This window comes from Mycobacterium sp. HM-7 (assembly GCF_053852335.1).
The window spans coordinates 898,840-911,474 of record NZ_CM132657.1 but is presented as its reverse complement, the minus strand read 5'-3'; the positions used below and the strand labels follow the sequence as shown (position 1 = coordinate 911,474).

Sequence of the window (12,635 nt, the reverse complement as noted above, 5' to 3'; positions counted from 1 at the left end):
TGGAGCTAAGGGGAATCGAACCCCTGACCTTCTCGATGCGAACGAGACGCGCTACCAACTGCGCTATAGCCCCTTGTACCGGAAGCAAAGGCTACCAGTACCGGTCCGTCACATAAAAACCGAGTTACTGTCCCGCCGCTCGGGGCAGGTCGTAGTCCCTGGCCATCCGGGTGTATTCCAGGTGCTCGAAGATCGGATCCTCGTCATCGATGTCCAGCACTACGGCGCCCGGACGCCGCAAGCGAGAGGGGACGACGTCGAACTCCTCGTCCTGCGTGTTCTCCACGCCGTGCCGGGACCGCATCATCCGCTGCGCACGCCGGCGCCGCAGCTGCTCCTCGATACGCGTCTGACGGCGCAGGTACGCGAGATACAGCACGGAGACGATGCTGACCATGCCGCAGACCCACCACATGCCCGGTGACAGCGAGTAGGCGGCGATGCCGGTGAACAGGATCGCCAGCGCCATGCCGGACAGCATCCGGCTGCGGAAGCGGTACTTGCGCTCGGCGGCCGCGACGGCGGCCTTGGACTCGTAACGGTTGCGGCGTGCCTGGGACATCGACTCGGCCAGCTTCGGCTCGGCGTCCGACACCGCTTCCACACCCGAGGTGTCGTCGACGTACTCGTAGTCGTGCTCGGTACCGTCGTCAGCCTCGGCTTCCGCCTCGGCCTGCTCCTCGACAACCTCGTCGGCGTCGTCGGCGTCGTCGGCTGCGATGGCCTCGTGGACGTCGGTGGTCGGCTCCGCCTCTTCAGGCTCCGCCGCCGCCGCCATCTCATCGGTGAGCGCCTCCTCCGGATCGAAGTCGGCCTCAGAGATGGTGCGGATCGCCATGGTCGGCGTCGCGACCTCGTCGAAAAGCGTTGGCTGTTCGGCGGTTTCAGGCTCGGGGACGGCTTTCATGCGGCCCGAGGCGCCGATGGGCAGCGCACCGGAGTCCATCTCGACGACCTCGACGTCGAGGTACTCCGACTCTTCGACGACGACCTGCTCGACGACCACCATCGAACGCGTCTTATCCGCTTCGGGGTCGGCGACCGGGATCGAGTCGGTGGTCGCATCGGTACGCGCGAAGTCTTCTTCGAAAGCCGTGAAGTCCTCGTCCTGCTTCCAGTGCGGGTCGCTGTGGTGACCGGCGGCGGGCCCACTGCGGCGTCGCAGTCGGCTGTTGCCGTTCGTATTGAGCACGCGGGTCGCCAATGCGACATCGCTCGTCCGGCGGACGTTCTCGCGCTTGCTGATCAACATCGGCACCAGTACGAACAACCACAACACAACGAGGGATATCCACAGGAGAGATTGGGGGATGCTTGGCATGTCGCCGGCTCCTTTCCCCATCAGATTAGGTCTGTGACCAGCGCATCCGAAGCCGACGCGCCAGGGTCAATTACACACCTGTAATTCGCTACTTACAAGCACATCAGTCACAGATGTCACATCTGCAACACAGTTGCATTTGCGATTTGCGCACAATTCCCGGCACAAACCGCACGAATTGCTCAGACCCAGGTGGCTCGACCATCCCTGACCAGCGCCGATGACGCCGACTGGACCATCTCCTCCACTGTCTTGGCCACGAGCAGATGGTCCCGCCACGCCCCGTCGACTTCCAGGTAACGCTGCAGCAGGCCCTCCTCGCGGAAGCCCACTCGCGCCAGCACCGACCGGCTCGGACCATTTTCCGGCCGCACCGTGGCCTCGATCCGGTGCAGGCCGACCGGACCGAAGGCATGGTCGACCCCCAGCGCCAGCGCCGCCGTCGCAACGCCCCCACCGGTGAACTGACGTGCCACCCAGTAGCCGATCCACGCCGACCGCAGCGCTCCGTGCGTCACATTTCCGATGGTCAGCTGGCCACAGAACTCGCCGTCCAACTCGATGACGTACGGCAGCATGCGCCCGCGCCGGGCCTCCGAACGCAGACCTGAGCACAGGGCCGGCCATGACGAAACAGCGTGGCGCGCAGTCCAATCCACCTCACCGACCGGCTCCCAGGGTTCCAGGTGCGCACGATCCGTCAGCCGCATCCGGCTCCACACCGAACCGTCACGCAACCGCACCGGCCGCAACCGGACGACCCCGGCCCGCACCCGGATCGGGCCGACCGACAACGGCCAGCCCGGATGTATCGCACTCGAACGCAGCAAGTTCACGGATCAGCCACGCTGAGCAAGAAAGGCCACGTCGACCGATTCACCCGTGCGAATCTGTTCTGCCTCGGTGGGCACGATCACCAGGCAGTTGGCCTCGGCAAGGGTGGCCAGCAGGTGCGACGCGCCCGGCGCGCCGCCCAGCGCCTGCACCAGATATTCGCCGGTGTCCTGGTCACGCATCAACTGGCCGCGCAGAAATCCCTTGCGCCCCACCACCGATGAGATGGGTGACAACGTGCGGGCCGGCACGACGCGCCGCATCGGTTGCCGCTTGCCCAGCGACATCCGGATCAACGGACGGACCATCACCTCGAAAACCACCAGCGCACTCACCGGGTTCGCCGGCAGCAGGAAGACCGGCACGCCGTCGCGCCCGAGCGTGCCGAAGCCCTGCACCGATCCGGGGTGCATCGCGATCCGGGCGACCTCCATCTCCCCCAGCTCGGCGAGCACCGCGCGCACGCCCTCGGCCGCCGCGCCGCCGACGGCGCCCGCGATCACCACGAGTTCCGACCGGCTCAGCTGTCCTTCGACGACGTCGCGAAGAATTTTGGGGTCGGCGTCCACGATGCCGACCCGGTTCACCTCGGCGCCGGCGTCGCGGCCCGCGGCGGCCAGTGCATAGGAGTTGACGTCGTAGACCTGGCCGTTGCCGGGGGTCCGGGCGATGTCGACCAGCTCACCGCCGACGGAGATGATCGTCAGCCGCGGCCGCGGGTGGATCAGCACGCGTTCGCGACCCACCGCCGCCAACAGTCCGACCTGCGCCGGTCCGATGATGGTGCCGGCGCGCACCGCGACGTCGCCGGGCTGCACGTCGTCCCCGGTACGACGCACATACGCGCCGGATCGCACACCGCGCAGGACCCGCACCCGCGACTCACCGCCGTCGGTCCAGCGCAGCGGCAGCACCGCATCAGCAAGCGTGGGCATCGGCGCACCGGTCTGCACCCGCGCGGCCTGACGCGGCTGCAGGCGGGTGGGCGTACGTTCACCAGCGGCGATGGTCGAGACCACGGGCAGAGTGACGTCGCTCTCGCCGCCGGAATCCGCGCCCATCACGTCGACGCTGCGCACCGCATAGCCGTCGATGGCGGCTTGGTCGAACCCGGGCAGCGGGCGTTCGGTGATCACCTCTTCGGCGCACATCAGGCCCTGCGCTTCGGCAATCGCTACCCGCACCGGCCGCGGCGCCACCGCCGCAGCCGCAACCCGGGCCTGCTGTTCCTCAACCGAACGCACAGCTCGCCTTTCTGCATACCTTGTACACCGTGGCTGACCACATGCTCGCGCATGTGCGGGCCAACCGTACCGCCGGTGTCAGGCGCTCAGCGCTCGGCAAGACCCAATCGCTCGACCAACCAACGCCGCAATTCCGGGCCGTAGTCGTCGCGTTCCAACGCAAAGTCAACCGCAGCTTTAAGGTAGCCGCCGGGATTTCCCAGGTCGTGTCGGGACCCGCGGTGCACCACGACGTGCACGGGGTGGCCGTCCTCGATGAGCAGCGCGATGGCATCGGTCAGCTGGATCTCACCGCCGACGCCCTTCTGCACGCGCCGCAGCGCGTCGAAGATGGCGCGATCCAAGATGTACCGTCCCGCCGCGGCGAACGGCGACGGGGCATCCTCGACCTTGGGCTTTTCCACCATGCCCTTGACGCGCAACACATTCGGGTTCGCCGCGTCGGGCACCGTCTCGACGTCGAACACGCCGTAGGCGCTGATCTCGTCCTTCGGCACCTCGATGGCACACAGCACGGATCCGCCACGCTTGGCACGCACCTTCGCCATGGTCTCCAGCACGCCGGTCGGCAACACCAGGTCGTCGGGCAGCAGGACCGCAATGGCGTCCTCGTCAGGCAGCAGGACCGGCTCTACGCAACTGACTGCGTGGCCCAGGCCCAGCGGCTCGGCCTGCACGACCGACTCCACCTTGATCAGCGCGGGCGCCCGCCGCACCTTCTCGAGCATCACGTGCTTGCCGCGCGCCTCGAGCGTTCCCTCGAGGATGAGGTCCTCGACGAAATGCGCGACGACGCCGTCCTTACCCTCCGAGGTCACGATGACCAGTCGCTCGCCGCCGGCGTCAGCAGCTTCGGCAGCAACGAGCTCGATGCCGGGGGTGTCGACGACCGGCAGCAACTCCTTGGGGACGGTCTTGGTAGCAGGCAGAAAACGCGTGCCCAGACCAGCGGCCGGGACCACCGCGGTGCGCGGCATCGGCACTGAAGTCTGTGTCGTCATTGTTCACACGATAACGGCATTGCCTCGATCTGCCCTACCAAGGTGCACCTTTCCGAGGTCGGCGGCAACGTCAAAGTGGCCATTACCTGGACAGGTGTACAACACCGCACGAGCAAATATGACACGGTGGTAACTGTGAGCCCCGAGGGAAAGCGCGAGCTGCGCAGCGCCATCCTGCGTAGACGTCGCGCCCTGACCCCCGAGCAGAGACAGGCGGACGCCGAAGCCCTGGCACGGCGGGCACCGGAATTGGCGGGGCACGGCGGCGTGGTGTGCGCCTACGTGCCGATCGGCACCGAGCCGGGGTCACCCGCACTGCTGGACGCTCTGGTCGAGGCCGGCGCCCGGGTGTTGTTGCCGGTGACTCGCCCCGATGTGCCACTGAGCTGGGGCTGGTATCGCCCCGGGCATCTCACCGAAGCGCAATTCGGGCTGCTCGAACCGGCGACGCCGCATCTGCCACCGGACGCCATCCGGCAGGCCGGTGTGATTCTGGTCCCTGCGCTCGGCGTCGACCGCGCCGGCGTCCGGCTGGGCCGCGGCGCCGGCTTCTACGACCGCTCACTGGCGTTGGCCGCGCCGGACGCGCTCCTCGTGGCGGTGGTGTACGACGACGACCTGCTGCCGGCACTGCCCGCCGAGCCTCACGATGTGCCGATGACACACGCCCTGACACCGAGGTCGGGGCTGGTCAAGTTGGGAATCTAGGTCTTGGGGGCGGACGTCAGTCCTTGCCGCAGGTACATCCCGAGCCGCAGTTGCAGTTCTCGCAGGTGCAGTCCGGGTTGTCGCAGCCGCCCTTGGTGATGTTGCCAGTCATGCGCACAATGCTATGTGTCCCGCCGCCATCCCGGAAGCGATTGGCCCTGTCACCAGGCCGCCGGGCCCGGGGGCCTGGGAATGGCCGGCACCGAATAGCTGTTTTGGCACTTAAGCCGGTAGAGTGCTAACAAGTTTGACGACCTCGGAGGTTTACGTGCCGACCTATTCCTACGCGTGTACCGAGTGCGACAACCGGTTCGACGCGGTTCAGGCATTCAGCGATGACGCACTGACCGAATGCCCCAAGTGCCACGGCCGGCTGCGCAAGCTGTTCGGTTCCGTCGGTGTGGTCTTCAAGGGCAGCGGTTTCTACCGCACCGACAGCCGCGACTCGAAGAGCTCCAGCACCGCGGCCGCTCCGGCCAAGACCGAGTCGAGCTCCAGTTCGTCGGACTCTTCGTCGTCGTCCGCATCGAGCAGCAGCACCAAGTCGGCTGCTCCGGCCGCCGCCGCGTCCAGCTGAGTTATCCACAGGCCGCATACCTTCCGGCCTGTGTTTCCCGGCTGAAATCCCTACCGTTGCGGCATGGGGGATTCACTCGACGCGCCATTGCTGGGCCGACTGACACAGAAATTGCGGCCTGATTGGGCCCGGACCACCGCTGCGCGCCGCGTCGCCGCTGGACTGCTGGTGGTGCTCGCGGCCGTCATCGAGTTCCGTCCGGATCCTCGCGACGGCCAGATCGGCGTCGTCGTCGCCAAGCACGACATCTCCCCTGGGTCGACGTTGACCGTCGATGACGTCGTCGTCGAATCCCGTTCCGCGCCAGGCATTCCCGACGGCGCGCTGCGCGAGCCGAGCGCCGCGGTCGGCTCGACGCTGGCCGCTCCCACACGACGCGGTGAGGTGATCACCGACGTGCGGCTGCTCGGTTCCCGGCTGACCACGGCTGCCGCCGGTCCCGACGCGCGCATGGTGCCACTGCATCTGGCCGACCCCGCCCTCCCGGACCTGTTGCGCGCGGGCGACGTCGTCGACGTCCTGGCTGGACCGGAGAACACCGGTGCCGCAGCAGATCAATCGGCAGCCGAGGTCATCGCGACCGATGCCCGGGTGGTGCTGGTATCCGAACGCCGCAAGACACCGACGAGCGCCGACGAACGCGTCGTGTTGGTGGCCCTGCCCCGGCACAGCGCCAACACCGTCGCCGGTGCGGCTCTGCACCGGGCGATCACCGTCACGCTGCACTGAGCCACGAAATTTGCCCGGCGGACGATTTCGATTTCGTCACCGGATCGCATCTGTTGCGGTCGTGAGGCCGCCGACTACTGCGCGAAGCCGAGGTCAGTCTTACCGTTCGTGGGTACAGGACGTATCACAGGGAGGGCAGTCATGTTCAAGGGCTTCAAGGCGTTTCTCATGCAAGGGAACATCGTCGACCTGGCGGTCGCGGTGGTCATCGGCGCCGCGTTCACCACGCTGGTGAAGGCATTCACCGACCAGGTGATCCAGCCGCTCATCTCCAGCATCGGCGCCGGCGGCGACCATTCGTACGGCGTGCTGCGCATCCATCTGCTCGGCGACAACTACATGGACCTGAATGCCGTCCTGAGCGCGACGATCAACTTCGTCCTGGTCGCGGCGGTCATCTACTTCGTGGTCGTGCTGCCGTACAGCCGGTTCCGCACCGTCACAGAAGAAGCAGTCAAGAAGGAAGTCGAACTGCTGACCGAGATCCGCGATCTGCTCACCACCAGCAAGGACACCGGCAACGACCAGTAGTTCCACGTCGGTGCCCCGGCTCCTGGCCGGGGCTGTGTCGTAGGCCGGTGCGGACCGCTCGGCTCAGTTCATATTCCAGGGTTCGCCATAGGTGGTCACCGAATCACCGGTCTCGGAGACCAGCCGCGCGAAGGGACGCAGCATCACGCCGCCGGCCGCGCCGGTCACGGTTCCGTGCGCGTTGGACACCGCGACCGCGCCGGCCGGGCCCGATACATTCACCGAGAACGTCGCGACTTCCTGGATACCCGGCCCGTTGCCCAGGTCCGCGGAGATCGTCACGCCCGGGAACAGATTGGGCGTGATGATGCCACCAAAGCCCTGGCCCGTCAGCGTCGCCGGCGTCACGTCGTCCAGCAAGATATTCGGCGTCTGGTAGCTGAAATTGATACCCACACCCAGCGACCACGGGAAACCGATCTGGTAACCCAGCTCCAACGCCCCGGCGAACTCCTCGCACCCGGCGCCACTGCAGTTGTATTTCGCCCGGCCCGAGTGGAACCACTCACGCGTCAGCCGGTTGCGGTCCAGCGGGACCACGCCATTGAGGAACGTGTCGCACTGTTGCACGGTCAGCGTCCGATCCTGGCCGTCGACCAGGCTCAGCTCATTGTCGACGCCCGCGTGCGACGTACCCGCCGCCAGGAACAACGACGACACCCCGACCAGAACCACCAACACCACACGACCGAACGCCGTCAATTCTCCACTCCCGGGGCTGCTGTTCACTGTCAACGCCCGGCAAAACGACGGGGCGGCGTTGACGGACCGATTCGGTCTGTCAACGCCGCCCCAAAGTACGTCGTTGGCGCTCAGTAAAAGCGCTGCGCGCCCCTACTCATACCCTTTTCAGGGCTAATTCATGTTCCAGGGTTCGCCGTAGGTCGTCACCGAGTCACCGGTCTTGGCGATCAGGCGAGCGAAGGGACGCAACAGCACGCCACCGGCCGCGCCGGTCACGGTGCCATGGGCGTTCGAGACGGCGACGGCACCGGCCGGGCCGGACACGTCCACCGAGAACGTCGCGACTTCCTGAATACCCGGACCGTTGCCCAGGTCAGCGGAGATCGACACGCCGGGGAACAGGTTCGGCGTGATGATGCCGCCACCGCCGCCGACAAACGTGGTCGGGTTGACGTCGTCCAGGAGGATGTTCGGCGTGGTGTAGCTGAAGTTGATGCCCACGCCGAGCGACCACGGGAAGCCGATCTGGTAGCCGAGCTCCAAGGTGCCGCCGAACTCGTCGCAGCCCTTGCCGGCGCAGTTGTACTTGGCCCGGCCCGAGTGGAACCACTCACGCGTCAGGCGGTTGCGGTCCAGCGGGAACACACCGTTCAGGAACGTGTCCCACTGCTGCACCGTCAGCGTCCGATCCTGGCCATCGACCAGGCTCAGCTCGTTATCCAGACCCGCATGGGACGTACCCGCGCCGAAGAACAGCGACGAAGCCGCCGCGACCGTCGCTACCAGCACCCGACTGAATGCCTTCATGGTCCCCACTTTCTGGGCTTGATGATGGTCCATATGAAGTTCCTTGCAGACGCAGGGCGGCGTCGACGAGACCAGGTGGTCTGGTCTGTCGACGCCGCCCCGAATGCGTCGTCGGCGCCTAGCATAAGGCCTAGGCGCAGTTTGCTCTCACCTAGTTCATATTCCAGGGTTCTCCGTAGGTCGTGACGCTATCACCGGTCTTGGCGATCAGGCGGGCGAATGGACGCAAGAGCACACCACCAGCCGCACCCGTAACAGTGCCGTGCGCGTTGGACACCGCCACTCCACCGGCCGGGCCGGACACGTCCACCGAGAACGTCGCGACTTCCTGAATACCCGGACCGTTGCCCAGGTCAGCCGAGATCGACACGCCGGGGAACAGGTTCGGCGTGATGATGCCACCACCGCCGGTACCGGCCAGAGTTCCGGGGTTGAAGTCATCGAGCAGGATGTTCGGCGTGGTGTAGCTGAAGTTGATACCCACACCCAGCGACCACGGGAAACCGATCTGGTAACCCAACTCGAGCGTGCCACCGAACTCGTCGCAGCCCTTGCCGGCGCAGATGTACTTGGCCCGGCCCGAGTGGAACCACTCACGCGTCAGCCGGTTGCGGTCCAGCGGGAACACCCCATTGAGGAACGTGTCCCACTGCTGCACCGTCAACGTCCGATCCTGGCCATCGACCAGGCTCAGCTCATTATCCAGACCCGCATGGGACGTACCCGCGCCCACAAACAGCGACGAGGCCGCCGCTACCGCCGCCACCAGCACCCGACTGAACGCCTTCATGATTCCCACTTTCCGGGCTTGATTTTGCTGACAAACGACGCAGGGCGGCGTCGACAGCACCAGATGGTCTGGCCTGTCGACGCCGCCCCGAATGCGTCATCGGCGCCAAGCATAAGCCCTAGGCGCTGGCGATCTCGCCTAGTTCATGTTCCAGGGTTCGCCGTAGGTCGTCACCGAGTCACCGGTCTTGGCGATCAGGCGAGCGAAGGGACGCAACAGCACGCCACCGGCCGCGCCGGTCACGGTTCCGTGAGCGTTCGAGACGGCGACGGCACCGGCCGGGCCGGACACGTCCACCGAGAACGTCGCGACTTCCTGGATACCCGGCCCGTTGCCCAGGTCCGCCGAGATCGACACACCGGGGAACAGGTTCGGCGTGATGATGCCACCGCCGCCGGTACCGGCCAGCGTCGCCGGGTTGAAGTCATCCAGGAGGATGTTCGGCGTGGTGTAGCTGAAGTTGATACCCACACCCAGCGACCACGGGAAACCGATCTGGTAACCCAACTCGAGCGTGCCACCGAACTGGTCGCAGCCCTTGCCGGCGCAGATGTACTTGGCCCGGCCCGAGTGGAACCACTCACGCGTCAGGCGGTTGCGGTCCAGCGGGAATACGCCGTTCAGAAACGTGTCCCACTGCTGCACCGTCAGCGTCCGATCTTGGCCATCGACCAGGCTCAGCTCATTATCCAGACCCGCATGGGACGTACCTGCTCCGAAAAACAGCGACGCCAGCGCCGCTACCAGTGCTACCAGCACCCGACTGAATGCCTTCATATTCTCCCTAGCTCAGTAGGCGGTGCCAGCAAGCTGACCGCGCGACCGTCGCAAGACCTTCATGTGCGCCTACAGGCGAACTTCACATGTCGCTCTTACCTTTTGCTCATCGTTGACACGAGGAAGATATCGGCGTACGTCCGCTCCGGCAATGCGAACTGCATCAGGACCGCGCATATATTCCCGATCCGGAAAAGTTTGCTGGGAACTACCTGCAAAACGGCGTCTGCCCTACCGGTCGGTTGGGCCGAAACAAGCCGGAAACATGCCCTCAACAGGGCCACTGACCGGCGCAATCAGGAGTTAACCTCGTTCGCGGGCACCCGTTGTGAGAACAGCGTGCTCAGCGGTGGTGCGGCGGAACGTTCTCTCGTAGCCAGCGATCTCGGTCACCATCCCCCGACGGGGAGGTTTCGTTACATTCGTCGCGGGTAACGTCCGGCAAAACATCGCCGAACACCTTGTTAACTAGGTCGCGCGAGGGCTGTGTATCACTCATCACAAGCCTCCTTCGGTGTGATCAAGATCACACCTTTGCTAAATTGAATCACTCGGGTCGGACAAACCTGACTACTCCGTTCGGCCGACGCGCCCCCTGCGGAGCTCAGCAATCAGATGTCGAGACTCGACAGCTGGGCGATGATGTATGCGGCCAGCGGCCCCAGCGTCGCCATACCGTCGCGCACCGACGCGCGCGAGCCGGCGATGTTGACCACCAGCGTGCTTCCCGAGACTCCGGCCAGGCCACGGGAGAGGCCGGCGTCCGAAATACCCGCGGCCAAGCCCGATGACCGGAGTGCCTCGGCGATACCGAGCAGCTCGCGATCGAGCATGGTGCGGGTCGCTTCCGGCGTGACATCGCGGGGGCTGACCCCGGTGCCGCCGACGGAGATGACCAGATCGACGCCACCGATCACCGCGGTGTTCAAGGCGTTGCGAATCTCGACCTCGTCGGCCGGGACCACGACAACTCCGTCGACAAGGAAGCCGGCCTCACCGAGCAATTCGGTGACCAACGGGCCGCTGTGATCCTCTTCGCCGTGCGCCGTCCGGTCATCCACGACCACGACGAGTGCGCGCCCGGCCAATTCCCCTGCCTGTTCCATGCCTGTCACCGTATATCCCGCCTCTGACATCGAACTCGGGCCTGCACTCATCACTGTTGCGCCTTTCCCAGGGTCACCTGAACGGTCTGCGGTTTGCCTGCGGTGTCGAGGTAGGTCAACGTGACCTTGTCGCCGGGCGCCTTCGAGCGCACCGCGGCCACCAGCGCGTCGGCGCTGCTGATCACGCGGTCGTCCACCTTGGTCACCACCACACCGCTCGGCAGGCCGGCCGACTGGGCCGCCCCGCCGTTGGTGACGTCGACGATCCTCGCGCCGTCGATCGCCTTGTCGTTGCCAACCTGCACGCCGAGCGACGCATGGCTGGCGATGCCGTTCTTGATCAGCTCATCGGCGATGCGCTTGGCCTGGTCCACCGGAATGGCGAAGCCCAGTCCGATCGAGCCGCTCTGCGACTGACCGGAGTCACCCCCGAGCGTCGCGATCGCCGAGTTGATGCCGACCAGTTCCCCGCTCATGTTGACCAGCGCGCCACCGGAGTTGCCGGGGTTGATCGCGGCGTCGGTCTGGATCGCGTCCAGCACGGTGTTCTGGTTCTTGGCATCGCCGCCCGCGGCGACGGGGCGATTCAGCGAGCTGATGATGCCCTCGGTGACGGTGCCCTGCAGACCCAGCGGCGAACCGACTGCCACCACCTGCTGGCCCACCACCAGATTGGACGACGAGCCCAACGAGATGGGCGTCAGGCCCGAGACGCCCTTGGCCCGGACGACGGCGATGTCACTGCTCGGATCGGTGCCGACGATCTGGAATGTCGCGGTGGTGCCGGTGTTGAACGTGACCTTGGTCTGTACCGGCGGACTGCCGGGAGGCGCGCCCGGAACATCCTTGGCGCCGGCCACGACGTGGTTGTTCGTCAGGATCAGCCCATCGGCGGACAGGACGATGCCGGAGCCCTCTTCGGACGACCGGCCCATGTCGGTCTCCAGCTTCACGACGCTGGGCACCACCTTGGCGGCGACCTGCTCGACCGAACCGATCGGCGCGTTTCCCGCGTGCTGCCCGCGCGCCGAACCGCCCAGTGAGGTCGAACCATTCGAATAGTCGGGCTGGGCCAGCATCACGATGCCGCCGCCGATGCCCGCCGACACCAGTGCCACCGCTGCCATTCCGGCGATCAAAGGCCCTGTGCGGGAACGGTTCTGCGGTCGCGCCGCGATGGAAGACGGTCGACCATTGTGCTGTCCGTTGCGATACGGGTCGTACGGCTGCGAACCGTACGACCCGGTCGAGTACTGGCCGGTGGAGTACGAGCCGGTCTGATGTTGTCCGGTCTGATGTTGCCCGGTCTGGTGCTGCCCCGTCTGGTACTGACCGGTCGGGTAGCTCCCCGTCGGGTACTGCCCGGTGGTCTGCGGTTGCTGATGCGTGGCATACCGCCAGTCATATGACGACCCCTGCTGCGGCGAAGCGCCGTAGCCGGGCGCGGACTGATAGGAATCAGGACGCCGACCGGACTCGGGCTGCTGCGAGTACCTCGGGTGATTCGTCATTACTGGTCGACACTC

General features: G+C 66.0%; 14 protein-coding genes and 1 tRNA gene. 4 read left to right on the top strand and 11 right to left on the bottom strand.

Translation table 11 applies throughout. The features are described from left to right. The 5 genes from ACWW1C_RS04350 to ACWW1C_RS04330 form a co-directional block, all read right to left on the bottom strand. Window positions 1-73, bottom strand: a tRNA-Ala gene (locus ACWW1C_RS04350). A 51-nt stretch (window positions 74-124) separates the two neighbouring features. Beyond that, window positions 125-1,321 carry a divisome protein SepX/GlpR gene (gene sepX, locus ACWW1C_RS04345; RefSeq protein WP_455982303.1) on the bottom strand — a complete coding sequence of 399 codons (1,197 nt, stop codon included), beginning with the start codon at window positions 1,319-1,321 and terminating at the stop codon, window positions 125-127. A 182-nt stretch (window positions 1,322-1,503) separates the two neighbouring features. After that, window positions 1,504-2,157 (bottom strand): GNAT family N-acetyltransferase, encoded by a 654-nt coding sequence (locus ACWW1C_RS04340; protein ID WP_455982302.1) that lies wholly within the window; start codon window positions 2,155-2,157, stop codon window positions 1,504-1,506. A gap of 3 nt (window positions 2,158-2,160) precedes the next feature. Continuing rightward, window positions 2,161-3,399: a molybdotransferase-like divisome protein Glp gene (gene glp / locus ACWW1C_RS04335; protein ID WP_455982301.1), complete on the bottom strand. Its 1,239-nt coding sequence runs from the start codon at window positions 3,397-3,399 to the stop codon at window positions 2,161-2,163. Window positions 3,400-3,485: 86 nt separating this feature from the next. Continuing rightward, window positions 3,486-4,376 carry a UTP--glucose-1-phosphate uridylyltransferase gene (locus ACWW1C_RS04330; RefSeq protein ID WP_455984139.1) on the bottom strand — a complete coding sequence of 297 codons (891 nt, stop codon included), beginning with the start codon at window positions 4,374-4,376 and terminating at the stop codon, window positions 3,486-3,488. Window positions 4,377-4,535: 159 nt separating this feature from the next. Here ACWW1C_RS04330 and ACWW1C_RS04325 point away from each other — a divergent pair, with 159 nt between their 5' ends. The 4 genes from ACWW1C_RS04325 (at window position 4,536) to mscL (ending at window position 6,945) form a co-directional block, all read left to right on the top strand. Beyond that, the gene (locus tag ACWW1C_RS04325) at window positions 4,536-5,108 is read left to right on the top strand and encodes a 5-formyltetrahydrofolate cyclo-ligase (protein WP_455982300.1); all 573 of its coding nucleotides are present in this window, start codon (window positions 4,536-4,538) and stop codon (window positions 5,106-5,108) included. Between the two features lie 268 nt (window positions 5,109-5,376). Beyond that, entirely contained in the window at window positions 5,377-5,685 is a 309-nt protein-coding gene (locus ACWW1C_RS04320) for an FmdB family zinc ribbon protein (protein ID WP_455982299.1), read from the top strand. Window positions 5,686-5,748: 63 nt separating this feature from the next. After that, window positions 5,749-6,414: an SAF domain-containing protein gene (locus tag ACWW1C_RS04315; RefSeq protein ID WP_455982298.1), complete on the top strand. Its 666-nt coding sequence runs from the start codon at window positions 5,749-5,751 to the stop codon at window positions 6,412-6,414. A 141-nt stretch (window positions 6,415-6,555) separates the two neighbouring features. Further along, entirely contained in the window at window positions 6,556-6,945 is a 390-nt protein-coding gene (gene mscL, locus ACWW1C_RS04310) for a large-conductance mechanosensitive channel protein MscL (RefSeq protein ID WP_455982297.1), read from the top strand. 63 nt (window positions 6,946-7,008) lie between these two features. Here the strand turns inward: mscL and ACWW1C_RS04305 are convergent, their stop codons facing one another. From ACWW1C_RS04305 to ACWW1C_RS04280, 6 genes are all read right to left on the bottom strand, one after another. Beyond that, window positions 7,009-7,647, bottom strand: coding sequence for an MspA family porin (locus ACWW1C_RS04305; protein ID WP_455982296.1), 639 nt, complete (start codon window positions 7,645-7,647; stop codon window positions 7,009-7,011). A 153-nt stretch (window positions 7,648-7,800) separates the two neighbouring features. Continuing rightward, the gene (locus ACWW1C_RS04300; protein WP_455982295.1) at window positions 7,801-8,436 is read right to left on the bottom strand and encodes an MspA family porin; all 636 of its coding nucleotides are present in this window, start codon (window positions 8,434-8,436) and stop codon (window positions 7,801-7,803) included. A 151-nt stretch (window positions 8,437-8,587) separates the two neighbouring features. Next, complete coding sequence (locus tag ACWW1C_RS04295) at window positions 8,588-9,226, bottom strand: MspA family porin (RefSeq protein ID WP_455982294.1); 639 nt, start codon at window positions 9,224-9,226, stop codon at window positions 8,588-8,590. A 138-nt stretch (window positions 9,227-9,364) separates the two neighbouring features. Next, entirely contained in the window at window positions 9,365-10,003 is a 639-nt protein-coding gene (locus ACWW1C_RS04290) for an MspA family porin (RefSeq protein ID WP_455982293.1), read from the bottom strand. A 611-nt stretch (window positions 10,004-10,614) separates the two neighbouring features. Beyond that, the gene (locus ACWW1C_RS04285; RefSeq protein WP_155902276.1) at window positions 10,615-11,139 is read right to left on the bottom strand and encodes a MogA/MoaB family molybdenum cofactor biosynthesis protein; all 525 of its coding nucleotides are present in this window, start codon (window positions 11,137-11,139) and stop codon (window positions 10,615-10,617) included. A 20-nt stretch (window positions 11,140-11,159) separates the two neighbouring features. Then, window positions 11,160-12,620 (bottom strand): S1C family serine protease, encoded by a 1,461-nt coding sequence (locus tag ACWW1C_RS04280; protein WP_455982292.1) that lies wholly within the window; start codon window positions 12,618-12,620, stop codon window positions 11,160-11,162. Window positions 12,621-12,635: the final 15 nt, after the last annotated feature.

What these genes read in the sequence shown, in the direction of transcription:
- ACWW1C_RS04295 (WP_455982294.1), bottom strand. Translation starts at nt 9,226, where the DNA reads ATGAAGGCGTTCAGTCGGGTGCTGGTGGCGGCGGTAGCGGCGGCCTCG.
- sepX (WP_455982303.1), bottom strand. Translation starts at nt 1,321, where the DNA reads ATGCCAAGCATCCCCCAATCTCTCCTGTGGATATCCCTCGTTGTGTTG.
- ACWW1C_RS04300 (WP_455982295.1), bottom strand. Translation starts at nt 8,436, where the DNA reads ATGAAGGCATTCAGTCGGGTGCTGGTAGCGACGGTCGCGGCGGCTTCG.
- ACWW1C_RS04330 (WP_455984139.1), bottom strand. Translation starts at nt 4,376, where the DNA reads ATGCCGCGCACCGCGGTGGTCCCGGCCGCTGGTCTGGGCACGCGTTTT.
- ACWW1C_RS04285 (WP_155902276.1), bottom strand. Translation starts at nt 11,139, where the DNA reads ATGTCAGAGGCGGGATATACGGTGACAGGCATGGAACAGGCAGGGGAA.
- mscL (WP_455982297.1), top strand. Translation starts at nt 6,556, where the DNA reads ATGTTCAAGGGCTTCAAGGCGTTTCTCATGCAAGGGAACATCGTCGAC.
- ACWW1C_RS04315 (WP_455982298.1), top strand. Translation starts at nt 5,749, where the DNA reads ATGGGGGATTCACTCGACGCGCCATTGCTGGGCCGACTGACACAGAAA.
- ACWW1C_RS04290 (WP_455982293.1), bottom strand. Translation starts at nt 10,003, where the DNA reads ATGAAGGCATTCAGTCGGGTGCTGGTAGCACTGGTAGCGGCGCTGGCG.
- ACWW1C_RS04280 (WP_455982292.1), bottom strand. Translation starts at nt 12,620, where the DNA reads ATGACGAATCACCCGAGGTACTCGCAGCAGCCCGAGTCCGGTCGGCGT.